Consider the following 25,618-nt stretch of genomic DNA (forward strand, 5'->3'; position numbering starts at 1 on the left):
CGGGACAGGAGAGGCGGGGTGACAACAGGACCATGATCGGGCTGGGCAAAGGCGGGCAGGACAGCGGTGCGGGGCGCGATGCGCCGGCGCCCGGTTTCGGCCGTGGGCTCGGCCTCGGGCGGGCCTATTGGAGTGTCGTCGCCGGGCTCGGCCTCGTGGTGGCGGCGCTCGGCGTGGACTATCTCCTGCCACCGCCGCTGGAGCGCGAGCTGTCGACCGTCGTGCGCGATCGCGACGGGCACGTGTTGCGCGCCTATCCGGTCGAGGACGGGCGCTGGCGCCTGGCTGCCGATCTCGACACGCTGGACCCGGACTTTGTCACGGCCCTGCTGGCCTATGAAGATGCGCGATTCTGGTATCACCCGGGCGTTGATCCCGTGGCCTTGGCCCGGGCAGCGCGCGACGGCCTGTCGGCCGGGCGCATCGTCTCTGGCGGCTCGACCCTGAGCATGCAGCTGGCGCGCCTGATCGAGCCGCGCCCGCGGACGCTGGGCGCCAAGCTGATCCAGATGCTGCGGGCGCTGCAGATCGAGCTGCGCCTGGACAAGCGCGAAATCCTGGAAGCCTATCTGACGCTGGCTCCCTATGGCGGAAATCTGGAAGGCGTGCGGGCCGCCAGCTGGGCTTATTTCGGGCGTGAGCCGAGCGAGCTAACGATCGAGGAGATCGCCTTGCTCCTGGCCCTGCCGCAATCGCCGGAAGCGCGTCGGCCCGACCGTCGGCCGGACGCCGCGCGGGCGGCGCGGGGCCGCGTCCTGGAGCGCCTCGCAGTGGCCGGACTGGCGCGCCCCGAAGCGGCCCGGGATGCCGCCGGCGACCCGGTCCCGGCACGCGCCGATTTCCCGGCTCTTGCCTGGCATGCCGCCGACACCGTGCGGCGTCAGCGCCCGCAGGCGCGCGATCTGGTGACCAGCCTTGATGCCGAGCTGCAGACGATGCTGGAAGCCGCTGTCCGGCGCGCCGCGGTCGAGGCCGGGCCGGACATCCAAGTGGCAGCGATGGTGGTGGAAACCGAGGGCAGGCTGGTGCGCGCCATGGCCGGATCGGCCGACCGTGACCGGCCCGGCGGCTGGATCGATCTGACCGACCGGGCGCGCTCGCCGGGGTCGACGCTCAAGCCCTTCATCTACGGGCTCGCCTTTGATGACGGCCTGGCCTCGGCGGGGACCCGGATCGCCGATCTGCCGCAGCGCTTCGCCGGCTATCAGCCGGACAATTTCGACCGCCGCTTCCGCGGTGAGGTGACGGTGGCGGAAGCTTTGCAGCACTCTCTCAACGTGCCGGCCGTGGCGGCCCTGGACGGGGTCGGTGCCCGGCGCTTCAACGCGGCACTGGACTTCGCCGGCACGGCGCCGCAGCGCCGTCGCCAGGCCGGGCTGGACAGCGGGCTGGCCGTGGCCCTGGGCGGCGCCGGGCTGACCCTGCGCGATGTTGCCGTTCTCTACGCGGCGCTGGGCGATAGTGGCGTGGCGCGGCCCTTGCGCTGGTTCGAGGACGCCCCGGAACTGGCCGCCGGCCAGTCGGTGATGAGCGCCGAATCGGCGGACGAGATCCTCGACATTCTGCGCCGGGCCCCGCACCCGGGCGGGCGCATGCCCAGCCACCTTGCCGTGGGGGCACCGGACATCGCCTTCAAGACCGGCACCTCCTACGGCTTCCGCGATGCCTGGGCTGCCGGGGTCGCCGGTGATTTCACCGTCGTGGTGTGGACCGGTCGGGCCGATGGGGCGGCGCTCCAGGGGGCGACCGGGCGCGAGGCGGCATTGCCACTCCTGTTCCGCCTCGTCGACGGGATTGACGGCGTCCTGCCGGGCCGGGTCGAGCGTCTCGACATTGACATGGCCTCCGGGCCTCTGCCCCACAGCATGCGCGATTTTGCCCGTGATGCGGCGCCGCACATCCTGTTTCCACCGGACGGGTCAGAAGTGTGGGCCGCCGGGCAGGGGACCGGCCTGGTTCTCGCCGCACAGGCCGGCTCCGAGCTCACCTGGTATGCGGACGGCGAACGGGTCGCCCTGAACCCGCTGGGTGAACCGGTCTGGCAGCCAGCCGGGCCGGGCTTCTACCAGGTCGTGGCCGTTGACGCGCAGGGTCGGGCAACACGGGCGCGGGTCCGCATCCTGACCGACAGCTAGGCGCGGGCCGGACCTCGTGCGCCGCTTTCCCGCCTTGCCAAGCGCGGCCTGGAGGGCAAAGCTCGCCGCAGCAATCGGGGAGATTTCCATGACGCGTTTCATCCTGTCCGCCGCCGTCGCGCTGGGCGCGCTCGGCGCTGCTGCATCATCGGCGGCCGAGGCCCAAATCCCGGTGGACTGGTCGCTGGTCATCCATGGCGGCGCCGGCGTTATCGAGCGCGATGCCATGACGCCGGAACGCGACGCGGAATATCGCGCCGCCATGCACGCGGCACTGGAACGCGGCGAGGCCGTGCTGGCGCAGGGCGGTAGCGCGCTGGATGCCATCGAGGCGGTTATCCATGGCATGGAGGACGACCCGCTCTTCAATGCCGGACGCGGCGCGGTGTTCACGGCCGCGGGCCGCAATGAGCTGGACGCCTCGATCATGGACGGGGCGACCCTGCAGGCCGGTGCGGTGGCGGGGGTTACCCAGGTGCGCCATCCGATCTCGCTGGCCCGGGCGGTGATGGAGAAATCGCCGCACGTCATGCTGCAGGGCGAGGGGGCCGAGACCTTCGCCCGCGAACAGGAGCTGGAAATCGTCGAGCCGGCCTATTTCTTCACCGAGCGGCGCTGGGCTTCGCTTGAGAATGCGCTGATCTCGCAGGGTCTTGAGCTGCCGCCGCGTCCGGAAGGGGCGCCGGAGCCGGAGCCGGTCGATCATGGCGAACTGGGCCGCGATGCGCGTGAGCACCGGTTTGGTACGGTGGGCGTGGTGGCCCGCGATGGCGACGGCAACATCGCCGCGGGGACCTCCACCGGGGGCACCACGGCCAAGCGTTGGGGGCGGGTCGGCGACAGCCCGATCATCGGCGCCGGGACCTATGCCAACAATGACAGCTGTGGCGTCTCGGCGACCGGCACGGGGGAGTATTTCATCCGCCTCACCGTGGCCAGCCGGATCTGTGCCTATGTCGAGCTGCAGGAGATGAGCCTGCAGGACGCCGCTGACCGGGTGATCCGCGAGGAGCTCACCGAGATGGGGGGCGATGGCGGCATCGTGGCCCTGACGGCCGACGGCGACATCGCCTGGAGCTTCAACACGCCGGGCATGTACCGGGCGCGCCAGTCAGCCGGCTCGGACCCCGTGGTGGCGATCTATGGCGACGAGGACTAGGCCCGCATGACAGCTGACACCGACGCGGCGGACATCCGGGTCCATTCCCTGTTCGCCACGCCCCTGATCGAGGTCCGTCTGCCCGAGGCGGAAAGCTGGATCAAGCCGCTCAAGGGCGCCATACAGGCGCGCCGCATGGAATCGCCGGGCATCGCCCGCTCCAATATCCATGGCTGGCATTCCGACACGGACATGCTGGCCTGGGGCGGCGAGGCGGCGCAGGCGCTGGCGCGGGCCACCATGCAGGTGTGTGGCCGCTTCACGCGCGACATCCAGGCCGCCCAGGGCCAGTCGCGCTACGAGATGGGCATGGAAATGTGGGCCAACATGTCGCCGGCCGGCGCTTCCAACCAACTGCACTGCCACCCCGGTTCTTTCTGGTCGGCGAGCTTCTATGTCGATGACGGCGGAGACAGCGAGGGCGGCCGGTTCGTGGCCCAGGACCCGCGTTTCCCGACCCCGCGCATGGTGGCGCCGGATCTCGTCTATTGCGACGAGGCGGGCCAGAAACAGCTGTCCCAGCAGCACGTCGCGCCGGAGCCGGGCAAGCTGGTCATTTTCCCGTCCTGGATGATGCACGCGGTGCGCCCGCATAACGGACCGCGCGAGCGGATATCGATTGCCATGAATGTACTGGCCGTGCCGGCGCCGCCGGCGGGGTAAGGCGGTTGCTGTTGCCTGCGAGGGCGGATTCCCTTGCAGGAACGGGAGCGCGCTCTAGGCGCTCAGGGCGTATCCCGTGGCGGCCGGAGGGATCCAGGCCACGACGCGGTTTCGACCGCTTCGCTTGGCGTGGTAGAGGCGCTGGTCGGCGAGCTCCATCAATTCGGCAACGGACCGCGGACGCGGATTGTCCTCGGTGCTGGCCAGGCCGAGACTGGCGGTTACGCGGACCGATTGCTGATCGCCGGACCTCACACTCATGTCCTCGATGGCCAGGCGCAGGGTTTCTGCGAGGCGGGCGGCACCGCGATGTCCGGTGTCCTGGAGGACAATTGCGAATTCCTCGCCGCCCAGACGGGCCAGGGTGTCGGTGGCCGGCAAACAGGATTCGACGCGTCGCGCGGCTTCCACGAGAACCTGGTCCCCCACGGCATGACCGTAGCGGTCATTGACCTGCTTGAAATGGTCGAGGTCGAGAATGATGACGCTGAGCGGAGCCCGGCCTGACTGGTGTCGCTCGAACTGGAGCTCGAGGAGTTCGTCGAGGGCGCCCCGATTGGCCACCCCGGTCAGGGCGTCGGTGGCGGCCCGCTGACGAAAATGGCGCATTGTTGCTTCCGCCTCGCGCTTGGCGGCTTCCAGTTCACGGGCCGCGCGGGTCATTTCGCGCAGGAAGATCAGGGCACCGCAGAAAATGAAGACCGCATTCATTACCAGCGCCGTGAGGATGGTGGTGAAGTCGATATAGTCCGAAATGGCCAGCAGCGGCGCCGGCGTATGGGCATAATTCCACCCGTAAATGCCCAGTACCGCCACCAGCACGGCGAGCCCGCTGCGCCAGCCGACGGCGAGTGTGAAGGTGAGTATAGCAGGCGCCAGCAGAATGTTGTTCGGGGTCACCAGATTATTGCTGAGCGAGGATAGGGCGGCCAGCAGGGTCAGGGTGACAAAGCCGACAATGCGGGCGCGGCCACGAAAATCGCCATCGCGATTGATCCAGAGCGGACAGACCAGGCAGAGCACGGAAATGACACCGCCCAGGCCCACTGCGAGAGCGTAGTCCGGCAATTGTCGCAAGTTGATCAATGTGACCGCGACGCCCGCCAGGCCGGCAAAGCTGCAGAAGGCCGACAATGCGCGCTGTGACGCGATGTCGACATGTCGTTCACTGTCACTTTCAGGCCAGTAGCGTCGCCACATGTAATTCGTCCCCATCGTGGTGCGGAGACTACACGCCTCGGATTTTCACGCCGTTAACTCGGGCCGCGAAATTGACCGGGTTCTACAATTTTGACTCGTCGCCATCGCTGAAATAGGCGCTGTCGGCCTTCATCTGGGCGATGATGTGGTCGTAAGTGGCGCGCACGCGTGCCGAGCGGCGCACGGTTTCGTGGGCCACGACCCAGAGGTCGAGGGCTGATGAGAATTCGGGCAGGACGCGTTCAAGGGCATCGGACCGGCGGGCCAGCCGGTGCGAGGTGACGCCGAGGCCGTAGCCGGCCTCCAGGCCCTTGACGTGGCTGGCTGGACTGTTGGCCTTGAAGGCGATGCGGTTGGGCAGGACGGCGGCGCCGGCCTCAGTCGAGGGCCAGCCGAAATAATCGCCGATCGACCAGGCCACGCCGGCATGGTCGGCGAGATCCTCGACGCTGTCGGGCCGGCCGAACTTGTCCAGATAGCTGGAGGCAGCGTACAGCCCGGCACCGACCGTGGCGCCGCGCCGGCCGACCAGGCTCTGCTGTTTGCCCGGCCCGTTCCAGCGCAGCGCGATGTCGGCCTCGCGATCGGCCAGATTGGCCGGGTGGTTCTTGATCGAGATCTCGATGCCGATATTGGGATTGGCCTGCTGGAAGCTGACCAGGGCGCGCGGCAGCCAGTCGGCACCGATACCCTCGGAAGCCGAGATCACCACCAGGCCGGACAGGGACTGGTCCTCGGCGATGACAGCCCGTTCGATGGCCGAGGCCTCCTCGCGCATGCGAATGGCGTGGGCGACGATCTTGCGGCCCAGCGGGGTCAATTTGGAGACCCCGTTCTCACGTTCGAAGACGGGCTCGCCGAAGCGCTGTTCGAGATGCTGGAGGCGCCGCGTCACGGTGGGCTGGCTGACGCCGAGCTCCTGGGCAGCGGCGGTCAGGTTGCCGGCTTCGGACACGGCGAGGCACACCAGATAATCGGACCAGTCTTCCATTCAAATTTGTATTCTTGCCATCCTGAATTTGTCAATTCCATTCGCGTAACTTTGTTCTATTCGTGAACGCCGTTTACTTCGGAGGGAAGATTATGCGTATCCTGACTGTAGCGGCCGCCCTGGCCCTGGCTCCTGCCGCCCTGATGTCGGCCGCTCCGGCCCTGGCCCAGTCGTGCGATGCCGAGCCGGTGTTCGCCGCCCATCGCACTGCCAATGGTGTTGTGCGGGCCCAGTACAATGCGGTGACACGCGGGGAATGGCCGGAAGCCATCCATTTCGGCGAGGAAGTCGCGGCGTCCGGGATGTCGCCGGTGCACAAGCGGGCCGCCTGGGCCAATCTGTGCGCCGCCTATGCCGGCAGCGGTGAGCTCGACCAGGCCGCCGAGGCCTGTGCCACCGCCCTCGAGCTGGATGATGACAATTGGCGCGCCCTCAACAATCGCGGTGTCGTGGCGTGGCTCAACGGCGACCGCGACAGCGCCGTGGCCAGCTTCGAGGCGGCCGAGGCGGCGTCCTCCGGTGAGGACGAAGTGGCGGCCAACCTGGCCCTGGCCCAGTGCGGGTAGGCTGAAAGCCTGACAGGACCTGCCGACGCCGTCCTTTCCCCTCCCGGAAGGACAAGCCCCCAGTCGGCAAAACCTGGTGGCCGGAGCGATCCCGCTCCGGCCATTTTTCTGGTCGCTGAGACGGCGGGCTTTAATCCGCCCGGGCAAGGCATTACAAACGCTCCGGTTCAAATGTAGCCAGGAGTATCCATGCCGGCCCAGCCCCCGCGCACCCTGCTTGATGGGTATCGTCGTTTTCGCACTGAGGGCTACGCCGCCCAGAGGTCACTTTACGCTGAACTGGCGAAGGGGCAGGCGCCCCATACCCTGGTCATCGCCTGCTGTGACAGCCGCGTCGATCCGGCCCAGATCTTCGCCGCCAATCCCGGCGATCTCTTTGTCGTGCGCAACGTGGCCAACATCGTGCCGCCTTTCGTTGCGGATGGGTCGCATCATGGCGTGTCCGCGGCGCTGGAATTTGCCGTCAAGAAGCTGGAAGTCCCCAACATCCTGGTTCTCGGGCACCGCCAGTGCGGGGGTGTGCAGGCTTGCGTGTCCGGCGAGCGTGATCCGGAATCCCTGTTCATCGACCGCTGGATCGAGCCGCTTGAAGCGGCGCTCTCCGACGCCCGTTCGGGCCTTCCGGAGAATGCGGACCCGGAAACAGTCGCCGAGAAGGTGGAACTGTGCTCCATTCGTCGCTCGATAGAACGCCTGCTCAACTATCCGTTTGTGGCCGCGCGCGCCGAGTCGGGCGATCTGCGACTGGACGGTGCCCGGTTTGGAATCGCCGACGGCGTTCTTGAATGGCTGGGCGAAGACGGTGATTTCCGCAGCGTGCCCCTGGCGGACGCTGCGGCAGGAGCCTGAACAGCGCGGCGCGGCAGACGGGGCGAGTGATAAGGGGAGGGAGACGGTTTGGGACTGTTTGAACTGGCGGCGGCGAACCTGGTGTCACCGCCCATTCTCTTCTTCGCCCTGGGACTCGCCGCCGCACTGGTCCGCTCCGACCTGGTAATCCCGGAATCCGTCGCCAAGGCGATGTCGATCTACCTGGTCATGGCGATCGGCTTCAAGGGCGGGGTCGAAATGGCCTCGGCCTCGCTCAGTGCCGCCGCGCTTGCCGTCCTGGCGGGCCTGGTACTGTCAGCCGCCCTGCCGTTCGCCAGCTTTCTGCTGCTCGGCCTGACCAGCCGGCTCGACCGGACCAACCGGGCTGCCATTGCCGCTCACTATGGCTCGATCTCCATCGTTACCTTCATCGCGGCCAGCGATGCCGGCGTGGCGCTGGGCTTTGTGGCCGCCGGCTTCATGGTGGCGGTCGCCGCGGCCATGGAAGCGCCGGCCATCTTCACCGGGCTGACCCTGGCCGGTCCGCGCCAGGGGGGAGGCGAGTCGCGCGGCATGGTGCGGGAGATCGCCTTCAACGGCTCGATCCTGCTCCTGGTGGGCGCGTTTGCCATCGGCTGGGCGACGGGGCCGTCCGGCTACGAGGTCACCAAGCCCTTCTTTGTCGACATCTTCCGCGGCGTGCTCTGCCTCTTCCTGCTGGACATGGGCCTGATTGCCGGGCGGGGCCTGCGATCCCAGGCCGGCGAGCTGCGCCTGCCGGTTCTGGTGCACGGTCTCTACATGCCGCTGATCGGCGCCGCTGCCGGTCTGCTCGCAGCCCGCCTGATCGGCCTTTCACCCGGCGATGGCGCGCTGCTGATGACGCTCTCGGCGAGTGCCTCCTACATCGCCGTGCCGGCAGCGATGCGGCTGGCCCTGCCAGAGGCGAAGCCGGCATTGTCCCTTGCCCTGTCGCTCGGCATAACCTTTCCGTTCAACCTGATCCTCGGGATTCCGCTTTACTACGCGGTGGCGTCCTGGGCGCTGGTGTGAGGCGAGCATGAAAACGACTGCAAAGAAACGACTTGAGATCGTCATCGAGGCGCCGATGCTCGAACGCCTGACGGCGAAGCTGGACGAATTGGAGATTTCCGGTTTCACCGTGTGTCCGGCGGTCTCCGGGCGCGGGCGCAATGGCAGCTGGACCCGACGCGGTGCCATCAGTGAAAGCGGCCAGATGTTCGTCCTGTTCGCGGTGATGGACGCGGCCGACCTCGAGCCCGTGCTCGACGAAGTCTACGCCCTTGTCAGCCGCCAGATCGGTATCGTCACGGTATCCGACACGCAGGTCATCCGCGCCGACCATTTCTGAATTTCCTGCCTGCCGGCCCAGCGGTGACCCGGCGCGGAACCCCTTGCCACTTAGCGAAACGAGGCTGACTTGGCCGACACGATCTGGTTTCCCGATGCCATCGACGCCCAGCGCCAGCGCGTGCGCCTGACCCAAACCAGCCGGGCGGCGCTGCGGGACACCCCCTTCCTGGACGAGCGCTGGGACCGGTCCGGCCTGGCCACACGCGAAACCGGCCTGGCCGAGCTGCCCACCGACGCGGGCGGCGCGGCGCCACGCTTCATCTGGCACACGGCGTTCTGCTGCTCGACCCTGCTGGCGCGCTGTCTCGACAAGCCGGGTATCAACCTGGCGCTCAAGGAACCGGCGGCGTTGATGGAAGTGGCCAATGTGAAGCGTCGTGAAGGGGCAGCGGTCTCGGATCGCTGGCTGTCCGCCCTGGTGGCCCAGATGGGGCAGGCCGCCGCGGACGAGGCCCATGTCACGCTCAAGCCGACCAACACGGTCAATAACCTGATTGCTGACGCGGCGCGCCTGTTTCCGGACGCGCGTCACATCGTGCTGACATCCAGCCTCAAGGCCTTCCTCGTCTCGATCGCCAAGAAGGGCGAGGCAGGGCGCTCCTTTGCCCGCCGCCTGTTCACGATTTTCGCCATGGACGGCCACGCCGTGGCCCGCATGGACCCGCGCCAGCTGATGCAGATGTCCGATCTGCAGATCGCCGCCATCGTCTGGCACATGCAGGTCGCCGCTATGGCAGATGCGGTGACGCAGGGGCCGGCACACGCATTTGCCTGGCTGGACGGCGACGATTTCGTCAAGCGGCCGGCCGAGGCCCTGGGTGCGGTGGATGAATTCTTCGGTCTCGGGCTGGGCGCCGAGCATGTCGGCGCGACCGTCAGCGGACCGATCCTGCGGCGCGATTCAAAGGACGGAAAGGCGGCCTACGGCGCCGGTCGCCGCCGCAAGGAAGCAGAGCAGACCGCCGCCGCCTTGGGCCCGGAACTCGACGCCATCATCGAATGGAGTTACGGCCTGTTCCCAACCGCGCCGCGCGACGGTCGCACGGCCCGGGCGTTGCTCTAGTCGGCCTGATGCGCCCAGAGGTCTGCATGGGCGGGGTCGTCCAGAAGCAAGGATTCGGCCGTCTGGTTGGCGATGTCGAGCAAATCGCTCAATTCGCTTACCAGTAAACGATCCGACACGCCGCCATCGCTGACGAGGTAAGTATCGATTAATATCAGGGGCTTGGGGGTATCCGCCCCGGTGGTCTCTCCGACACTGGGGTTAAAGGGGAGAGAGGCACGCTCAATGCTGCCCTGAATCTTCGTCGCCCAGTGGTGTTCGGTCGTCACCACTGCGAGGGTTATCCAGAGCCCTCTACAGGATTGGGCCTCTATTGCTTCCTGTTGCGAACAGGCCATTCGCACTACTGAAACCGGAAAACCGCGTGGCGTGCGGCCCTGCGTGCTTGGAAATCGGGCGTCTGCTGTATTGTCGCTAATTTCAGCCAGTTGAACAGCGTCCATTGCCGCCAGGATATCAGCCTCGGTCCAGCCATTTATCGGCTCGGATGTCCTCGCCGTGAAGCTTGCAAGGCCAGCCAGTATCAGACCCGAGAGTATCGTCTTCATTCTGCCGCTCCCGTCGCGTTCTGCCAGACCTGCCGGAGTTCCGGATCTGAGTTGACGAGGGCGTGCTGAAAATGCGGCACCAAGCTCAACGTCAATTCCACGTGGGCCAACAAGTTCGCTCGGCTACGACCGGGTCCAAATACGACGCCGCGACCCAGTTCAATGATCGTGCCGCCGTCGCCTTCATGGAAACGCACAGCAGCCAGGGGATTGGTCGATTCGTAATACAACGCTGCAGCCAATGCCGGCTGACTGTCCCCAACGGCCCAAAGCGCGGAGATTCTAAAACCGCGGCAAAGTCCGTCCGCGTCACGGTGGAAGACGAACCTCAGCCGTGTACCGTCAGGGGCGATCAGCCAGTCGATGCCATCGGTTTCAAACCGGTATCCGGCCGTCTGAAAAATGTCGGTGAGTTCTTCGCACGCCACCCGTTCGACCAGGGTGTTATCTGCGATGGCCCCAGGGGATGCCAAAAGGGCGATGGACGCAGCCCAAGTTATTATTCTTGCCCGCATCTTCCTGGCCCCCCGCTACAAAGATGTGATGACCAAGCGTTGCGTGAACCGCGCGGCAATGCAACACCTCTCGCCAACGGGTGTCGCGACCCGGTCGCGGCCAATTCGAATGGGAGATTGCGCACATGAAACTCGCTACGCTGAAGTCCGACCGCCGGGATGGCCGTCTGGTCGTCGTTTCCAAGGATCTGGCCTGGTTTGCCGATGCCCAGCATATCGCCCCGACCCTGCAGGCGGCGCTGGATGACTGGGAGCGCTGCGAGCCGGAGCTCAGGAGCCTGGCTGACGAGCTCGAGCGCGAGACCATTCCGCGCGAGCGCTTCCACGAGCGCGAGGCGCTGTCGCCGCTGCCGCGCGCCTACCAGTGGGCCGACGGCTCGGCCTATGTCAATCACGTCGAACTCGTGCGCAAGGCGCGCGGGGCCGAGATGCCGGACAGTTTCTGGACCGACCCGCTGATGTATCAGGGCGGCTCGGATGCCTTCCTCGCACCGCGCGGCGACATCCCGCTCGGCGACACCGCCTGGGGCTGCGACATGGAAGGCGAGATCGCGGTGATCACCGGCGACGCGCCGGCCGGCGTCAGCCCGGACGAGGCTGCCAAGGCGATCCGCCTGGTCATGCTGGTCAATGACGTGTCGCTGCGCGGCCTGATCCCGGGCGAGCTGGGCAAGGGCTTCGGTTTCTTCCAGTCCAAGCCGCCGACGGCCTTCTCGCCGGTCGCCGTGACGCCGGACGAGCTGGGCGACGCCTGGGACGGCCGGAAGCTCTCCCTGCCGCTGCTGGTGAAGTATAATGGCGAGCTGTTCGGCAAGGCCGAGGCCGGCGTCGACATGACCTTCGATTTCGGCGATTTGATCGCCCATCTCGGCAAGACACGTCCGGTCACCGCCGGCACGATTGTCGGTTCGGGCACGGTGTCCAACAAGCTGGATGGCGGGCCGGGCAAGCCGGTCTCGGAAGGCGGCGTGGGCTATTCCTGCATCGCCGAGATCCGCATGATCGAGACCATCCAGGACGGCGCGCCGAAGACGCCCTTCATGGGCTATGGCGACACGGTGCGCATCGAGATGAAGGACAAGGACGGCAAGTCGATCTTCGGCGCCATCGAGCAGGAAGTGGTGAAGGCGTAAGGGTTTTCACCATTCCTGGCAGAAGGAGGCGCTCCCTTGGGGGCGCCTTTTTTTTGGCCCGCTGTCGCGGGCGCCCCTCATCCCCGCTGCGCGGACCTTCTCCCCGGTGGGGGAGAAGGGGTTTCGCGCTTCTACCCCACCCTCGATGGTTTCCCCGCCCCGAAGGCGGGGAAAACGGTGAAGTGGGCTTGTGTCGGCGACCCGGTAGTTCGCGCGCCAGGGCGCGGAATGGACCATTGATCTCTTGTCGGCCAGCGGGCCTCAAGGAGAATTCCAAGTCAAGGCCGCCTTCGGCGCCGCTTCGCGGGCATGCGCCTTGAGTTGGAATTCTCCTTGAGGCTATCTCTCGGCAAGAGGTGAATGGGCCGGTGCGGGCGCTGACGACGCCCTATCTTTACGGGGCGAGGGGTGCTGTCTCCCGGCTTGGCGCCAAACGGCCCAGGGCGGGCCGATCGGACCCGCCCTGAACCACTCGAATCCCGTGGGCGTCCTATCGGCCCGTTTCAGGCCACGCGGCGGGATTGGCGGCGGGGGTCGCCGGCTTCGCCTTTTTCGGGGCCAGGCCGAGGGCGATGCGGCTCGGCCAGCCGCCGATGCGGGCGGTGACGAGGTGCAGCACGATCGGCGCAGCAATGCCGAAGGTGACGCCGAGGGCCAGGCCGACAGCCGGAACCGGACGTCCGAGAATGTCGTAGCCCAGCTGCAGCGCCATGATCGGGAACATATGATAAAGGTATATGGTGAAAGAGAATTTTCCGATCCATGCGAGCGGGCTGAAGACCAGGTGCCGGTGCAGCATGATCAGCGTGCCGGAAAAACACAGGCCGAGCGACAGGGCCAGGCCGGTGCGCCGGTTGAACGGAGCGTCCGGGTCGGCGAATACCAGCATGGCATTGATCGCGAACAGCAAAAGTGTGCCGATCATCACCGTAGCCAACAAGGCTTTTGGCGGCGTGCGGCCCGCGCGGCTCAAGACCACGCCGAAGGCGAAAAAGGGTGCCAGGTACGTCGCGCCTTCGATCGACAGGAAATCGATCCCGAGACCGAGCGGCGACAGGAACAGGGCTCCGGACACCACCAGCATGCCGACTGCGACATGGAAGGGAGCACGCGGGAACAGCGCGTCGGCCACGGCGATGACCGCGAACAGGATCAGGATCGCCTGCAGGAACCAGAACTGGACATAGGGCATCAGGAAGACGGTCCAGAACTCGTTCAGCGGCACCGCGAAGCCGCCTCCGAGCACGCTGTGCAAAGTGGCAAAGCTGCCGGCGGCGAACAGGAAGGGCAGGCCGAGGCGGGCCAGCTTGCCGCGCATGAAGCCGCCGAGCTGGCCGCGTCGGGCCGGACGCCAGGCGTAGACGAATCCCGACAGCATGGCGAAGAGTGGCATGCGCAGATGCACGAAGAGATCGGAGAACACGGCGAAGGCGTGATCGTTCGGGACGCGCAGCCCGTGCTCGGGCTGGATGCCGATCACGTGCAGGCCGACCAGTAGCAGGCAGGCCAGCCCGCGCAGGGTGTCGATGCCCAGATTGCGGTCGGGGCGCTGGGGTGTCGCAGGTGCGGTCGCGGTCGTCATGGTCAGGGTGTCCCGTGCCAAAATGAACTCTGGAGTCTCCCGGGAGCAATTTTCGCGCCACAGGGGAAGGCCACAGAGGAAGGCCGCCGGGAATGCCGGTGACGGTCAGACGCCTCGATCAGCCAGGGTGGTCGGGCACGGTCGGGTCCAGCGGGTCATAGCGCCGGCTGCCGGGGATGCGCCGTCCGCTGGTCGTGGTGTAGACCCGGTCGCCCTGGCGCGTGGCGGCGCGTTCCTCGATCTGGTTTAGATTGACGATCCAGGACTTGTGAACCCGTCGCACGTCCTCGCCGGCGCTGCCCAGAAGCCGGCCCAGCTCGGTCAGGCTGATGCGGGCATGCAGGGTCTCGCCGCCGGTGGTGTGGACGTGGGCGTAATTGCCGTCCGCCCGGGCGGCCTCGAATCGGGACGCTTCCAGGAAGACGGTGCGGCCGCCGCATTTCAGGGTGATCCGCCGCGATCGTACGGCGTCCTCGCGAGCGGCTTGGGCTTCCTCGTGGGCGCGCTCGAGATTGCGTGACAGGGTCAGCAGCATCAGGGCCGTCAGATAGGTCACCGCGTCCTTGCGGTAGTCGTAGAGCAGGTCGGCGAGGGGGTTTCGCAGATAGGTGTACTCACTGTCGTAGAACAGGGCCCAGATGAGTTCTCGGGACAGGGCCATGAGGAGGATGTGGGTCGCTGCGAACAGGATGCTGCCGACGATGTGGGCCACCAGCTTGGCCGTACGCTCGCCCGGGCTGACGGGCCAGCGGGTTTCGAACGCCGCTACGAGGTAGAACAGGGGCAGCATGAAGATCAGGCTGGTGCCCTCCATCACCCAGGGCAGCTCCCAGGCATAGGCGCGGCCGAGGCGGTCCCACTCGGTGGCCCGCGACAGCGCGCTGACCACCCAGAAGCAGAAGACCAGGCCGGAGAACAGCGTCGCCGCGCGCGTCTGGGCGCGTTGCTCGACCGGCGGTCGCCGCGATCTGGTTTCCCCGCTTATCCCCATCCCGCTGCTCCTGGTGACCCGCCGGCAAATCTTGTCACACTCTGCCTCCGCTTGTCACACGACGCTGTCCGCTGGCGGCGCTCCGGGCACAATGGCGTCCCGATTGGCGAGGAGATACGAAATGGGGCCATGGACACCTGCAGGGCGCTGGTCGCGGAGAGGGGTGATCGGTGCTGCGGTCGGTTTGGGAGCCTTCGCGGTGACGTCGACGGCGGCGGGGCTGAGCCGGCGCCTGGCCGGTCTTTCACAGGCCCGCATTGCGGCGCTCGGGGACCGGATCGACGGCCGGCTGATCGGGCCGCGTGACCCGGCCTTCGAACGGGCCCGGCGTGTCGGCAGCCACAATCCGCTGACCGATGTCGACCCGGCCGCAATCCTTGTCTGTGCCTCGGCCGACGATGTTCGGCGCGGCCTCGACTTCGCGCAATGCCACGACCTGCCGCTGGCCGTGCGCAGCGGCGGCTGCGACGTGCTGGGCCAGTCGACCTGCGAGGGCGGGCTGGTGCTCGACCTGTCCGGCCTGTCGGGCGTCGTCCGGCTTGGCGACGGGCAGGTCGATATCGGGGCCGGTGCGCGGGCCGGTGCAGTCAATGCCGAGCTGGGCCGCGCCGGACGCGCCATCGCGCTCGGCTGCGATCCCGGTGTCGGCATTGGCGGTCTGACCCTGGGGGGCGGGTTTGGCTGGCTGCTCGGCCTGCACGGCGCCAGTTGCGACAGCCTCACGGAAGCGGAGGTCGTCACGCCGGCCGGCCAGGTTCTGCTGGCCTCGGCGACGCAGAACCCCGACCTGTTCTGGGCCCTGCGCGGCGGTGGCGGCAATTTCGGCGTGGTGACGCGGCTGCGCTACAATAGTCATCCCGTGAGCCAGGTGTTTGGCGGCTATGTCGTTTTCGACATCGCCCATGCCGCACAGGTGATCGCGGCCTTCGGCGACATGATGCGCGATGCCCCGCGCGAGCTGACCGTCGAACTGGCCATGCTGGCCACGGCCCGCGGGCCGGTCCTGGTCGCCATGGTGTGTTTTGCCGGTTCGGCGCGGTGGCTCGACCCGGCGCTGGCTCCGCTGCGCGGACTGGCCCCGGTGCTGGCCGATGATGTGGGGCCGCGCGCCTTAGCCGAGGTGGCGGTGCCGAGCCCGGCCATGTTGGCGGCTTTCCCGGCGCCACCCCCTGAGCCGGAGCCGGGCCCGGGCGACGGGGCAGACGCCTTCAACCACTGGCGCGGGCTGAGCCTGGCGGCGATTGATGACCGGCTGGCCGGCCGGATTGTCGAGTTGGCGCGGGCGGCGCCGCCCGGCTGGAATATCGGCATTGGGCACTGCCTGCGCGGGGCTGTGCTGGACGCCGAGGACACGGCCCTGCCGCGTCCGGCCGGGGCGATGAGCTTCTATCTCAGCGTCTCCTGGTCCCGGCCCGAGGATGCCGCAGCGCGGATGGGATGGGTCGATGCGGGGTTTGCCGAGCTGGGCCGGCAGGCGGCGGAGCCGACCTATGTCAATTACCTGTCCGACGGGCGGGCCGTCGCGGTGGCCCGGGCCTATGGCGACCGCTATGCCCGCCTTCGCGCGCTGAAGCACCGATACGATCCGGATAACGTCATGAACAGGAACAGGAATATTCGCCCGGATCCGGGCGCTCCCTAGGTCCTGTTCTTGAATCGACCTCCTTGCACCCCATATCGCCGGACTTGCGACCGAAAACAGCACACGAGAGACGATGATGGCCGGAGGCTGGACGCGCGACGGCGCCATTCAGGACCAGATTGATGACAGCACGGCGGATGCCGTGGCCAGCGCCCGTTCGCGTCTTCCCCAGGGCGAGGGCGCCGAGTTCTGCGACGAGTGCGGCGAGACCATCCCGATCGCCCGGCGCCGGGCCATGCCGGGCACGCGCACCTGCGTCGCCTGCCAATCCGGCCGCGACGGGCGGCATGTCTCCGGCGGCATCAACCGCCGCGGCAGCAAGGACAGCCAGCTGCGCTAGCGGCCCGGTCGCGCGCCGCCGGGTTTCGCCGCGACCGTATGATGCGCGTGATCTTGAGTGAGGGCCTTGCGCTGAGCGCGAGTTGAATGGGGTGGTGCGGGCGCTATGCATCGGCTCTCTTGGAGGCGGGATGGGGCGCCGGGTTTGCAGGACTGTGTGTCTCCCTTTCTCCCAATCCTCTTGGTTTCCCGCGCCTTCATGGCGCGGCCTTCAGTCGGAAATTGCACGAGAGCGGCCGACCACTGTTGAACGGCCAAGATTCGAGGCCCCGCCATGAAGGCGGGGGAAACGGAGTGGGTGATTGGGAGGGCGGATGTCCCTCATCCCCGCTGCGCGGAGCTTCTCCCTGTTGGGGAAGACGGGGTGGCGTCGCAGCTTGGCCCCGGCGGCCTAGTTGATCGGGTCGATCGAGGGTTTGAGGTGGTAGCGTTGGCCGTCGAACTTCTCGAAGGCTTCGGGGACCTGGGGGTGGGTGACCGGGCCGTTCTCGCCGTCGGGCAGGAGGTTCTGTTCCGACACGTAGGCGCCGTAATAGCTGTCCTCGTTTTCCGCCAGCAAATGGTAAAAGGGCTGGTCCTTGGCCGGGCGGACGTTTTCCGGGATCGACTGGTACCATTCCTCGGTATTGGCAAATTCCGGGTCGACATCGACCACCACGCCCCGGAACGGGTAGAGCCGGTGGCGCACCACGTCGCCCAGTCCGAATTTTGCTTCGCGGATTTGCATCACATCACCAGTAAGCCAACGCACGAGACCCCAATTAGGGTCCCGCTGGCTTTACATGTAGGGGCTGAGGCGGCGAACGTCACCTGTGCTTGCAGCCGGAAGTGATCGGCGTATGGTGTTGGGGAACAACCCATCAGGCCGTTTCGAGCCGCGCCCCTTTTCGGTGGCCGCGCCGGCGGTGAAAGGACAGACATGGCGGAAGCATCGCCCGCGACACCCGCGGGGAGCGGGTCCGCCGGGCACAAGCGGGGCGGTCGACGCCGGTCATCCGCTCCCGTGTACGGCGCGATCGATCTGGGCACCAATAATTGCCGCATGTTGCTGGCCCACCGGGCCGGCAATGGCTTTCACGTGATCGATGCGTTTTCGCGCGTGGTGCGCCTCGGCGAAGGCATTGGCGCGCATGGCGTCTTGTCCGACGGCGCCATGGACCGCGCGGTCGAGGCGCTCAAGGTGTGCGCCTCCAAGATCGCCCGCCACCCGGTCATCAAGTATCGCTCCATCGCCACCCAGGCCTGCCGGATGGCGGACAATGGGGAAGCCTTCCTGGAGCGCGTGCGCAGCGAGACCGGGATCAAGTTCGACCTGATCACGCCGGAAGAGGAAGCGCGCCTCGCGGTGCACGGCTGCATCGACCTGCTCGACGCGGAAAAGGATGCGGCGCTGGTCATCGATATCGGTGGCGGATCGACGGAATTGTCCTGGGTGGACCTGGCCGAATGGCGCCGCCGCGGCGGCCCCGACGGCGGCGGTCGGCCGCCGATGAAATCCTGGAGCTCGACCCCGGTCGGGGTGGTCACCCTGTCGGAGAAATTCCCGGAACGTCCGGACCGGCAGCAATGGTATGAGGACATGAAGGCGCATGCGCGCGAGCTGATGAAGACGCCGCGCGGGGCGCGTTCGATGCGCCGGACCTTCGAGGACGGGCGCGGTCACCTGGTCGGCACGTCCGGCACGGTGACCTCGATGGCCGGCGTGCATCTGCGCCTGCCGCGCTATGACCGCTCCAAGGTGGACGGGCTGTGGATGTCCGGGCAGGAGGCGCTCGACGCCTGTGCCCGGCTGCGCGACCTCGATCTCAAGGGGCGCGCCAGCGAGCCGACGATCGGAGCGGACCGGGCCGAGCTGGTGCTGGCCGGATGCGCGATTTACGAGGCGGTGGCGGAAGGCTGGCCGGCGGACCGGTTGCGGGTCGGTGATCGCGGCTTGCGCGAAGGCCTGTTGCTCAATCTGATGCGATCCCCCAAGAAGCGGCGTAACCGGCGCCGGCGCGGTGGCGGCGGCAAGAAAACAACGGACCAGGGCCAATGAGCGACAAGGATGACGACACGCCGAAGGACGGCGAGGGCGACACGCCGAAGCGCAGCTGGGGCGAAGAGGGCAAGCGGCGCCGCAAGTCCGGCCCGGTGACCAAGGGCGGGGATGCCCGCGCCGCCAAGCAGATGTTCGAGCGCGTCAAGACCGCGCGCGGCCGAAAATCCTCGTCGACGCGCTGGCTGCAGCGTCAGCTCAACGATCCCTATGTCAAGAAGGCGCAGATGGAAGGCTATCGCTCGCGCGCGGCCTACAAGCTGTTGCAGCTGGACGAGCGCTTCCACTTGTTCAAGCCGGGCATGCGGGTCGTCGACCTGGGTTCGGCGCCGGGCGGCTGGGTCCAGGTGGCGCTCAAGAAGGGGGCCCGCGAAGTGGTCGGCATCGACCTGCTCGAGATCGAGCCGATCGAGGGCGCGACCCTGCTGCAGAAGGACTTCACCGAGGACGATGCGCCTGACCTGGTTAAGCAGGAAATGGGCGGTGAGGCGGATGCCGTGGTGTCCGACCTGGCGCCGTGGACGACCGGCCACAAGGGCACCGACCATCTGCGCATCATGGCGCTGGCGGAGATGGGGGCGCATTTCGCCTTCGACGTGCTGAAGCCGGGCGGGTTCTACATCGCCAAGGTGTTCCAGGGCGGCGCCGAGGGCGAGATGCTGGACGAGCTCAAGATGCGCTTCGACAAGGTGCGCCACTTCAAGCCCGATGCCAGCCGCTCGGAAAGCGCGGAGACCTTCGTGATTGCCATGGGCTTTCGCGGCTAGTTCCAGGGACGGTTCGGAAAAACGGGGATAACTTTTTTTGTATCCCCGCTTTTTTGAGAAAAGAATCCGGGTTTTTCAGCCACTTGTCATTTTTTCGGGCAGAATAATCCGACGGGGGTCTGTCCGGGGTGACACTCCGGCATGCTCAAACAAATCCCAGAAAGCGCGGTCACCAAGGACCGCTATGACCGGCTCTACCTCGAGCATCTCGCGGGGAGCTCGATCGCCATGCTGTCGCGGCGCACAGGCATCGCGGCGGCGACAATTCGCCTGCATTTCCGGCACAGGGAGGCGCGCAAGGACGAGATCGTCGGCGCCGCCGTGCGCAGCGGCATGCTGAACCATCTGGTGCGGGCCGGCGAGGCCCTCAGGCGCGATGACGACGCGACCGCCAGCCAGGCGGCCCAGACCGTGCGCAGCGTCGGCCAGGCGGCGCGGGCGGCCGAGCTCGATGTCGGGCCGCGCCCGGTCGTGCTGGCCCTGCCGGCACCCGGGCACAACACGGAAGGCAGCGGCAAGGCGGTCGAGGGGGCGGGGCAAGGCCATGGAGCGGGACGAGACGGAGGCCGGGGCGGCGCCGGCACGGGAGCCGGCAGAGCCGGATCAGGACTGGCCGACCGCGGAGGCGTTGATGACCCTCGCGCCGAGCTCAAGGATCGCATCGCTCGGGAGAATGCCGCGCGAGGTTTGCGAAAGCCGGATCGAGGAGATGCCGATTGATGTGGTCCTGTCGGACTGCCACGCCTGGGAATACTGGGGCCGCGACCAGCAGGCCCCGCCGGGCGACTGGCTGATCTGGCTGGTGATGGGCGGACGGGGTGCCGGCAAGACGCGCACCGGGGCGGAATGGGTGCGCCAGAAGGTCATGTCGGGCGTCTCGCGGATTGCCCTCGTGGGACCGACCTTTTCCGATGTCCGCGAAGTGATGATCGAAGGCCCGTCGGGTCTGCGCCATATCGGACCGGAGGCGGAGCGGCCGCACTACGAAGTGTCACGCAAGCGCCTGGTCTGGCCGGGCGGGGCGGTGGCGCAGGCCTTTTCCGCCGAGGATGCGGACGGGCTGCGCGGGCCGCAATTTGATATTGGGTGGGGCGATGAGTTCGCCGCCTGGGCGCGGCCGCAACAGGTGCTCGACACGCTGCGCATGGGGCTGCGCACCGGGGACCGGCCGCAACTGGCACTGACCACGACGCCGCGGCCGATCCCGGCGCTGAAGCGCCTGGTCGGGCAGGACGGGGTGGAGATCCTGCGGCGGCCGACGGCGGCCAATGCGCAGAACCTGGCGCCGGGTTTCCTGGCCGCCATGCAGGCCAGCTATGGCGGCTCGCTGCTGGGGCGCCAGGAGATCGACGGTGAGCTGATCGAGGATCCGCCCGGTGCCCTGTGGACGCGGGCCCAGATCGAGGCGGCGCAAATCCGCGAGTGGCCCGAACTGGACCGGATCGTGGTGGCGGTCGATCCGCCGGCCAGCTGCGGGGAGACTGCCGCCGAGTGCGGCATCGTTGTGGCCGGAGCGTATGGCGAGGGGATCAAGCGGTGTGCCGTGGTGCTCGCCGACGGCTCGTTCGGCCCGGCCACGCCGGACGCCTGGTCGCGGCGGGTACAGCAAGCCTATGCGGACTACCTGGCCGACCGGGTGATCGCGGAAGCCAACCAGGGGGGAGACATGGTGGCCAGCGTGCTGCGCGCGGAGGCGCCGGGCCTGCCGGTGCGTCTGGTGCATGCCAGCCGGGGCAAGCGTACGCGGGCCGAACCGGTGGCCGCGCTTTATGCGGCGGGGCGGGTGCGCCATGCCGGGCGTTTTGCCGGGCTGGAGGACCAGATGTGCCAGTTCGGTGCCTCGGGCGGCGAGCGCGGCTCTGGCGGGGCCAGTCCGGACCGCGTCGACGCGCTGGTCTGGGCGGTCAGTGCGCTGGTGCTGGACCACCAGGGCGGGCCGCGACTGCGGCGCTTGTGACGCTTTCAACAAGACGGAAGAGCAGGGGCACGCGTCGCTGAGGCGCGGGGAAGGGAGAGAGCTATGGCCGGTTGGCTGGACAGATGGAGCGGGCGCGAGGCCAAGGCCGATCCGCCGCGCCTGGCGGGGCTGGGCATGGGGCTGGGACGGCCGGGTCGCTGGGTGCCGCGGGCACTGCCGGAGATGATGCGGGCCGGTTATCAGCGCAATGCCATCGCCAATCGCTGTGTGCGCCTGATCGCCGAGGCGGCCGCCTCGGTGCCGCTGGTGTCCGCGGACGCCGGGGTGCAGGCCCTGATCAGTGCGCCCAATGGTGACCAGTCGGGACCGGAGCTGTGGGAAACTTTCCAGGGTTATCTACAGCTGGCGGGCAATGCCTACCTGGAAATGGTCAGCCTCGACGGCACGCCGCGCCAGCTCTACGTGCTGCGCCCGGATCGCCTGCGCATACGGGCCGACCGGGCCGGCTGGCCGGAGGGCTGGGAGTATGTCGCCGGCGGGCGCACGCGGCTGTTGACGCGCGACGCCGTGACGGGTTGCGCACAGGTTTTCCACATGAAGCTGTTTCATCCCGGCGATGATCATTACGGCCTGTCGCCGCTCGAGCCGGCCGGGCCGGCGCTCGACCTGCACGCGGCCGGCAGTGACTGGGCGCGGGCCCTGCTGGCCAATGCGGCGCGGCCGTCCGGGGCGCTGGTCTTCTCCGGCGGCGACGGGCAGATGACGGCGGCCCAGTTCGAGCGCCTGAAGGGCGAGCTGGTGCGCGAGCATGCGGGGCCGGACAATGCGGGGCGGCCGCTGCTGCTGGAAGGCGGGCTGGACTGGAAGCCGATGGCGCTGAGCCCGGCGGAGATGGACTTCTCCGAGGCGCGCCGCGAGGCGGCCCGCGAGATCGCCCTGGCCTTCGGCGTGCCACCGCTCCTGCTCGGCCTGCCGGGCGACAATACCTATGCCAATTACCAGGAGGCCAATCGCGCCTTCTGGCGCCAGACGGTAACCCCGCTGGTGCGCAAGACGGCGCGCGCGCTGAGCCTGTGGCTCAAGCCCTGGTGCGGGCCGGGGGCGAAAGTCGAGGCTGACGAGACGGCGCTGCCGCCGGAGGCCGGGTGATGGCGCGGGCGGGCTGGACGCTGCAGCGCCAGGTCACGCTCGGCGTGCTGCTGGCGCTGGCGCTGCAGACCTCTGGTGCCCTGGTCTGGTCGGGCCGTGTCGGAGCGCGGCTGGAGCAGCTGGAACGCAGCGAGGAGCGCGCCGAGCCGGTGGCCGAGCGGCTGGCCCGGCTGGAGACCGAGATGCGGCTGGTGCGGGAAGGGCTGGGCCGGATCGAGCGGCGGATGGATGACGGGTGAGGTTCCTTTTTTGCCCGCTCTCGCGGGCGCCCCTCATCCCCCCTTCGGGGACCTTCTCCCCGGTGGGGGAGAAGGGGTGGAAGCAGCGCGCCACGGGCGCGGAGAGAGCCATTGATCTCTTGTCGGCCAGCGGGCCTCAAGGGGTTTTCCAAGTCAAGGGCGGCGCAGCCGCCGCTTCGCGGTTTCACCCTTGAGTTGGAAAACCCCTTGAGGCGACATCTCGGCAAGAGATGAATGGGGAGGTGCGGGCGCTGTAAGCGCCCGTTTCTCGTTTGGGGTGCGGGACGCGTCCCCGGACCGAGCGCGGAGCGGGACGAATGTTTGAAAGCATTAGCGAAGGGAGGACCAGCCATGAGGGTTGCGGGGCATGCGTCGGTGTTCGGGGTGGTGGATCTGGTGGGGGATGTGGTGATGGCGGGGGCGTTTGCGCGTTCGCTGCGCGGCGGGCGCCCCGTGCCGATGCTGTTCCAGCATGAGCCGGGCGAGAGGGTCGGGGTGTGGGATGTGGTGCGCGAGGACGGGCGCGGGCTGTGGGTCGAGGGCGAAATCAGCGGTGACGGGGCGCGGGCGCGCACGGCGCGGCGGCTGGTCGGCGCGGGCAAGGTGGACGGGCTGTCGATCGGGTTTCGCACGCGGCGGGCCGAGGCCAAGCGGCGCGGCGGGCGCGACATTCATGAAGTGGACTTGTGGGAGGTCTCGATCGTGAGCTTCCCGATGCTGCCGCAGGCGCGGTTGCAGCGCGTGCGCCGGCCGGCCCTGGCGGCGTGACGCGGGCATTGAGACTGCAGGGTCGAAGGAAGGCGTGGGGAATGGCGAGGGTGAGACAGATGGACGAAACCAAGATGGGCGCGGCGACCGGCGAGACACGGGCGGCGCTGGGCGAAGTGATGAGCGTGTTCGAGGCGTTCAAGGCGGCCAATGAGGAGCGGCTGGCGGCGCTCGAGAGCAAGCAGGGCGGTGACGTGTTGCTGGAGGACAAGCTGGCGCGGCTCGACGCGGCGCTGGACGAGCAGAAATCGGCGCTCGAGCGGCTGGTCCTGTCCGGGGCGCGGCCGGACCTCAATCCGACCGTCAAGCCGGCCGGGTCGGCGGCGTGGGCGCGCTATATGCGCCACGGCGACACGGCGGAGCTGGCCGAGGCCAAGTCGGCCAGTGCCGGCAGCGATGCCGATGGCGGCTATGTGGTGCCGGCCGAGACCGAGGCACGCATCGACCGCATGCTGGCGGAAGTGTCACCGGTGCGGGCCATCGCCCAGGTGCGCCAGACTTCGTCGGGCCTGTATCGCAAGCCGGTGTCGCGCGGCGGGGCCGCGGCGGGCTGGGTCGGCGAGACGGCGGCACGGCCGGAGACGGCAACGCCGACGCTGGACCTGCTGGATTTCCCGGTCGGCGAGCTCTACGCCATGCCGGCGGCGACCCAGCACCTGCTCGACGATGCCATGGTCGACATCGATGACTGGCTGGCGGCGGAAGTGCGCGACGTGTTCGCGGTGCAGGAAGGCGCCGCCTTCATCAACGGCAGCGGCATCGACCAGCCGCGCGGCCTGCTCGACTACCCGGTGGCGGCGGCGGGCAGCGAGGCCTTCGGGCAGATCGGCTATGTGGCGACCGGGACGAGCGGCGGGTTTGATGCCGCCGATCCGGTCGACGCGCTGATCGAGCTGGTTCATGCACCCAAGGCGGGCTACCGGGCGCGCGGGCGGTTCGTGATGAACCGGCGCACGATCTCGCAGGTGCGGCGCTTCAAGGACGCCGACGGGAATTACCTGTGGCAGCCCTCGCTGACCGAGGCCGGGGCGTCGACCCTGCTGGGCTATCCGGTGACCGAGGCGGAGGACATGCCGGACGTGGCGGCGGACAGTTTCGCCATCGCCTTCGGCGATTTCCGCCAGGGCTATCTGATCATCGACCGGCAGGGCGTCGACGTGCTGCGCGATCCCTATTCGGCCAAGCCCTACGTGCTGTTTTACACCACCAAGCGGGTCGGCGGCGGGGTGCAGGACTTCGAGGCGATCAAGCTGCTGAAGTTCGGCCTGGCGTGAGCGTCGCGGCTATTTGCGCTTCTGGCGTTCGCGCTTGAGGCGGTCGGAGAGGGCGGTCTCGGCGGCGTCGGAGACGCGGTCGCGGCCGCCCGTCCGGCCCTGGGCCTCCTCGACCGAGGGCAGGCCGTAGCCGTGCTTGCGGATGAGGTTCTCCAGCGGGCGGATCAGCAGGGTGGCGAAGAGCAGGCCGGTAAGCACCGGGTAGGGCCAGTCACCGGCGGGGTCCTCGAGCCGCCCGAACATGTCGAACAGCCACCAGGCCAGACCGATGGCCGGGCCGACGGCGATGGCGAAGGCCAGGAGCCAGGCGAGCAGCGGGTTGAGGGAGGTGTTGGGCGTCATGATTTGAGGGTACGGCGCTTCGACCAGCCGCGGAAGGCGGTGAAGGCACCCAGTGCAGCGAGGCCGAGGACCATGACAGGCAGGTCCTCGCCACCGGCCAGATAACCGATGGCGGCGAAGACGGCGAGCAGGATCAGGGCGAGGCCGAGCCAGAAGGTGGCCGTCCAGAGCTGGCGCGGCGTCATGATTTCATCTTGGCGCGCTGGCTGAACCCGATCCCGGCAAGCATGGAGCCGGATCCGGTGACCAGAAGCAGCGGCAGGGGCGGTTCGCCCTTGAGCACCAGGATCAGGAAAAAGCCGCAAATGGCCAAAACCGACAGGGCCAGTCCGGCGCAAGCGAGAAATGTCCACTGGACGCGTTGATTCATGGTGCTCCCCCAAGCGTGGCCGGGAATCGGCCTGTCGCGACG

The 25,618-nt window shown here is 68.0% G+C and carries 29 protein-coding genes; 19 read left to right on the forward strand and 10 right to left on the reverse strand.

The window, feature by feature from the left end; genetic code table 11:
- Positions 1 to 32: 32 nt before the first annotated feature.
- The 3 genes from pbpC (at position 33) to ACXYMR_RS06555 (ending at position 3,957) form a co-directional block, all read left to right on the forward strand.
- Positions 33 to 2,135, forward strand: a complete 2,103-nt coding sequence (gene pbpC, locus ACXYMR_RS06545; protein WP_458941985.1) for a penicillin-binding protein 1C — start codon at positions 33 to 35, stop codon at positions 2,133 to 2,135.
- 88 nt (positions 2,136 to 2,223) lie between these two features.
- Positions 2,224 to 3,294 (forward strand): isoaspartyl peptidase/L-asparaginase family protein, encoded by a 1,071-nt coding sequence (locus ACXYMR_RS06550; RefSeq protein WP_458941986.1) that lies wholly within the window; start codon positions 2,224 to 2,226, stop codon positions 3,292 to 3,294.
- A gap of 6 nt (positions 3,295 to 3,300) precedes the next feature.
- Positions 3,301 to 3,957, forward strand: coding sequence for a TIGR02466 family protein (locus ACXYMR_RS06555; RefSeq protein ID WP_458941987.1), 657 nt, complete (start codon positions 3,301 to 3,303; stop codon positions 3,955 to 3,957).
- Between the two features lie 54 nt (positions 3,958 to 4,011).
- Here ACXYMR_RS06555 and ACXYMR_RS06560 read toward each other — a convergent pair whose 3' ends face one another.
- Both ACXYMR_RS06560 and ACXYMR_RS06565 read right to left on the reverse strand, forming a co-directional pair.
- On the reverse strand, positions 4,012 to 5,157 hold the full coding sequence (locus ACXYMR_RS06560; protein WP_458941988.1) for a GGDEF domain-containing protein: 1,146 nt from the start codon (positions 5,155 to 5,157) through the stop codon (positions 4,012 to 4,014).
- 82 nt (positions 5,158 to 5,239) lie between these two features.
- Positions 5,240 to 6,148, reverse strand: a complete 909-nt coding sequence (locus ACXYMR_RS06565; protein ID WP_458941989.1) for a LysR family transcriptional regulator — start codon at positions 6,146 to 6,148, stop codon at positions 5,240 to 5,242.
- Between the two features lie 92 nt (positions 6,149 to 6,240).
- Between ACXYMR_RS06565 and ACXYMR_RS06570 the strand changes: the two genes are divergently transcribed.
- From ACXYMR_RS06570 to ACXYMR_RS06590, 5 genes are all read left to right on the forward strand, one after another.
- Complete coding sequence (locus tag ACXYMR_RS06570) at positions 6,241 to 6,714, forward strand: hypothetical protein (RefSeq protein WP_458941990.1); 474 nt, start codon at positions 6,241 to 6,243, stop codon at positions 6,712 to 6,714.
- Positions 6,715 to 6,903: 189 nt separating this feature from the next.
- Positions 6,904 to 7,563 (forward strand): carbonic anhydrase, encoded by a 660-nt coding sequence (locus ACXYMR_RS06575; protein ID WP_458941991.1) that lies wholly within the window; start codon positions 6,904 to 6,906, stop codon positions 7,561 to 7,563.
- A 48-nt stretch (positions 7,564 to 7,611) separates the two neighbouring features.
- On the forward strand, positions 7,612 to 8,577 hold the full coding sequence (locus tag ACXYMR_RS06580) for a sodium-dependent bicarbonate transport family permease (RefSeq protein WP_458941992.1): 966 nt from the start codon (positions 7,612 to 7,614) through the stop codon (positions 8,575 to 8,577).
- Between the two features lie 7 nt (positions 8,578 to 8,584).
- The gene (locus ACXYMR_RS06585) at positions 8,585 to 8,896 is read left to right on the forward strand and encodes a DUF190 domain-containing protein (protein WP_458941993.1); all 312 of its coding nucleotides are present in this window, start codon (positions 8,585 to 8,587) and stop codon (positions 8,894 to 8,896) included.
- A 69-nt stretch (positions 8,897 to 8,965) separates the two neighbouring features.
- Positions 8,966 to 9,961 (forward strand): hypothetical protein, encoded by a 996-nt coding sequence (locus tag ACXYMR_RS06590; RefSeq protein WP_458941994.1) that lies wholly within the window; start codon positions 8,966 to 8,968, stop codon positions 9,959 to 9,961.
- Here the strand turns inward: ACXYMR_RS06590 and ACXYMR_RS06595 are convergent.
- Together ACXYMR_RS06595 and ACXYMR_RS06600 are read right to left on the reverse strand one after the other, a co-directional pair.
- Positions 9,958 to 10,509, reverse strand: a complete 552-nt coding sequence (locus ACXYMR_RS06595) for a hypothetical protein (protein ID WP_458941995.1) — start codon at positions 10,507 to 10,509, stop codon at positions 9,958 to 9,960. The two genes, ACXYMR_RS06590 and ACXYMR_RS06595, sit on opposite strands and share 4 nt — an antisense overlap.
- The gene (locus tag ACXYMR_RS06600; RefSeq protein ID WP_458941996.1) at positions 10,506 to 11,024 is read right to left on the reverse strand and encodes a type III secretion system chaperone family protein; all 519 of its coding nucleotides are present in this window, start codon (positions 11,022 to 11,024) and stop codon (positions 10,506 to 10,508) included. The genes ACXYMR_RS06595 and ACXYMR_RS06600 overlap by 4 nt, the downstream gene beginning before the upstream one ends.
- Before the next feature lie 125 nt (positions 11,025 to 11,149).
- On the opposite strand from ACXYMR_RS06600, the gene ACXYMR_RS06605 reads away from it, so the two are divergent.
- Positions 11,150 to 12,157 carry a fumarylacetoacetate hydrolase family protein gene (locus tag ACXYMR_RS06605; protein ID WP_458941997.1) on the forward strand — a complete coding sequence of 336 codons (1,008 nt, stop codon included), beginning with the start codon at positions 11,150 to 11,152 and terminating at the stop codon, positions 12,155 to 12,157.
- A 490-nt stretch (positions 12,158 to 12,647) separates the two neighbouring features.
- Here the strand turns inward: ACXYMR_RS06605 and ACXYMR_RS06610 are convergent, their stop codons facing one another.
- Together ACXYMR_RS06610 and ACXYMR_RS06615 are read right to left on the reverse strand one after the other, a co-directional pair.
- Positions 12,648 to 13,739 carry an acyltransferase family protein gene (locus ACXYMR_RS06610; protein ID WP_458941998.1) on the reverse strand — a complete coding sequence of 364 codons (1,092 nt, stop codon included), beginning with the start codon at positions 13,737 to 13,739 and terminating at the stop codon, positions 12,648 to 12,650.
- A 118-nt stretch (positions 13,740 to 13,857) separates the two neighbouring features.
- Complete coding sequence (locus ACXYMR_RS06615; RefSeq protein ID WP_458941999.1) at positions 13,858 to 14,730, reverse strand: LytR/AlgR family response regulator transcription factor; 873 nt, start codon at positions 14,728 to 14,730, stop codon at positions 13,858 to 13,860.
- Positions 14,731 to 14,851: 121 nt separating this feature from the next.
- Here ACXYMR_RS06615 and ACXYMR_RS06620 point away from each other — a divergent pair, with 121 nt between their 5' ends.
- Both ACXYMR_RS06620 and ACXYMR_RS06625 read left to right on the forward strand, forming a co-directional pair.
- Positions 14,852 to 16,372, forward strand: coding sequence for an FAD-binding oxidoreductase (locus ACXYMR_RS06620; RefSeq protein WP_458942000.1), 1,521 nt, complete (start codon positions 14,852 to 14,854; stop codon positions 16,370 to 16,372).
- Positions 16,373 to 16,448: 76 nt separating this feature from the next.
- Positions 16,449 to 16,712 (forward strand): DksA/TraR family C4-type zinc finger protein, encoded by a 264-nt coding sequence (locus tag ACXYMR_RS06625; protein WP_458942516.1) that lies wholly within the window; start codon positions 16,449 to 16,451, stop codon positions 16,710 to 16,712.
- Between the two features lie 390 nt (positions 16,713 to 17,102).
- On the opposite strand, the gene hspQ is transcribed toward ACXYMR_RS06625, so the two are convergent.
- The gene (hspQ, locus tag ACXYMR_RS06630) at positions 17,103 to 17,438 is read right to left on the reverse strand and encodes a heat shock protein HspQ (RefSeq protein ID WP_458942001.1); all 336 of its coding nucleotides are present in this window, start codon (positions 17,436 to 17,438) and stop codon (positions 17,103 to 17,105) included.
- A 276-nt stretch (positions 17,439 to 17,714) separates the two neighbouring features.
- Between hspQ and ACXYMR_RS06635 the strand changes: the two genes are divergently transcribed.
- The 8 genes from ACXYMR_RS06635 to ACXYMR_RS06670 all read left to right on the forward strand — a co-directional run bounded on the left by ACXYMR_RS06635 (position 17,715) and on the right by ACXYMR_RS06670 (position 24,864).
- Entirely contained in the window at positions 17,715 to 18,749 is a 1,035-nt protein-coding gene (locus ACXYMR_RS06635) for a Ppx/GppA phosphatase family protein (protein WP_458942002.1), read from the forward strand.
- Positions 18,746 to 19,516 (forward strand): RlmE family RNA methyltransferase, encoded by a 771-nt coding sequence (locus tag ACXYMR_RS06640; RefSeq protein WP_458942003.1) that lies wholly within the window; start codon positions 18,746 to 18,748, stop codon positions 19,514 to 19,516. The genes ACXYMR_RS06635 and ACXYMR_RS06640 overlap by 4 nt, the downstream gene beginning before the upstream one ends.
- Positions 19,517 to 19,657: 141 nt before the next feature.
- The gene (locus ACXYMR_RS06645; protein WP_458942004.1) at positions 19,658 to 20,236 is read left to right on the forward strand and encodes a hypothetical protein; all 579 of its coding nucleotides are present in this window, start codon (positions 19,658 to 19,660) and stop codon (positions 20,234 to 20,236) included.
- Positions 20,190 to 21,473 (forward strand): DNA-packaging protein, encoded by a 1,284-nt coding sequence (locus ACXYMR_RS06650; RefSeq protein ID WP_458942005.1) that lies wholly within the window; start codon positions 20,190 to 20,192, stop codon positions 21,471 to 21,473. Before ACXYMR_RS06645 ends, ACXYMR_RS06650 begins: the two co-directional genes overlap by 47 nt.
- Before the next feature lie 63 nt (positions 21,474 to 21,536).
- Positions 21,537 to 22,583, forward strand: coding sequence for a phage portal protein (locus ACXYMR_RS06655; protein ID WP_458942006.1), 1,047 nt, complete (start codon positions 21,537 to 21,539; stop codon positions 22,581 to 22,583).
- Complete coding sequence (locus tag ACXYMR_RS06660; RefSeq protein ID WP_458942007.1) at positions 22,583 to 22,822, forward strand: hypothetical protein; 240 nt, start codon at positions 22,583 to 22,585, stop codon at positions 22,820 to 22,822. The genes ACXYMR_RS06655 and ACXYMR_RS06660 overlap by 1 nt, the downstream gene beginning before the upstream one ends.
- Before the next feature lie 351 nt (positions 22,823 to 23,173).
- Positions 23,174 to 23,590 (forward strand): HK97 family phage prohead protease, encoded by a 417-nt coding sequence (locus tag ACXYMR_RS06665; RefSeq protein WP_458942008.1) that lies wholly within the window; start codon positions 23,174 to 23,176, stop codon positions 23,588 to 23,590.
- Positions 23,591 to 23,649: 59 nt separating this feature from the next.
- Positions 23,650 to 24,864, forward strand: a complete 1,215-nt coding sequence (locus ACXYMR_RS06670; RefSeq protein ID WP_458942009.1) for a phage major capsid protein — start codon at positions 23,650 to 23,652, stop codon at positions 24,862 to 24,864.
- A 9-nt stretch (positions 24,865 to 24,873) separates the two neighbouring features.
- Here ACXYMR_RS06670 and ACXYMR_RS06675 read toward each other — a convergent pair whose 3' ends face one another.
- From ACXYMR_RS06675 to ACXYMR_RS06685, 3 genes are read right to left on the reverse strand one after another with little or no spacing between them, the layout of a single operon-like run.
- On the reverse strand, positions 24,874 to 25,206 hold the full coding sequence (locus ACXYMR_RS06675; protein ID WP_458942010.1) for a hypothetical protein: 333 nt from the start codon (positions 25,204 to 25,206) through the stop codon (positions 24,874 to 24,876).
- On the reverse strand, positions 25,203 to 25,391 hold the full coding sequence (locus ACXYMR_RS06680; protein WP_458942011.1) for a hypothetical protein: 189 nt from the start codon (positions 25,389 to 25,391) through the stop codon (positions 25,203 to 25,205). Before ACXYMR_RS06680 ends, ACXYMR_RS06675 begins: the two co-directional genes overlap by 4 nt.
- Positions 25,388 to 25,576, reverse strand: a complete 189-nt coding sequence (locus tag ACXYMR_RS06685; protein WP_458942012.1) for a hypothetical protein — start codon at positions 25,574 to 25,576, stop codon at positions 25,388 to 25,390. The genes ACXYMR_RS06680 and ACXYMR_RS06685 overlap by 4 nt, the downstream gene beginning before the upstream one ends.
- Between the last annotated feature and the right edge of the window lie 42 nt (positions 25,577 to 25,618).

It is taken from the genome of Maricaulis sp. CAU 1757 (assembly GCF_054482675.1).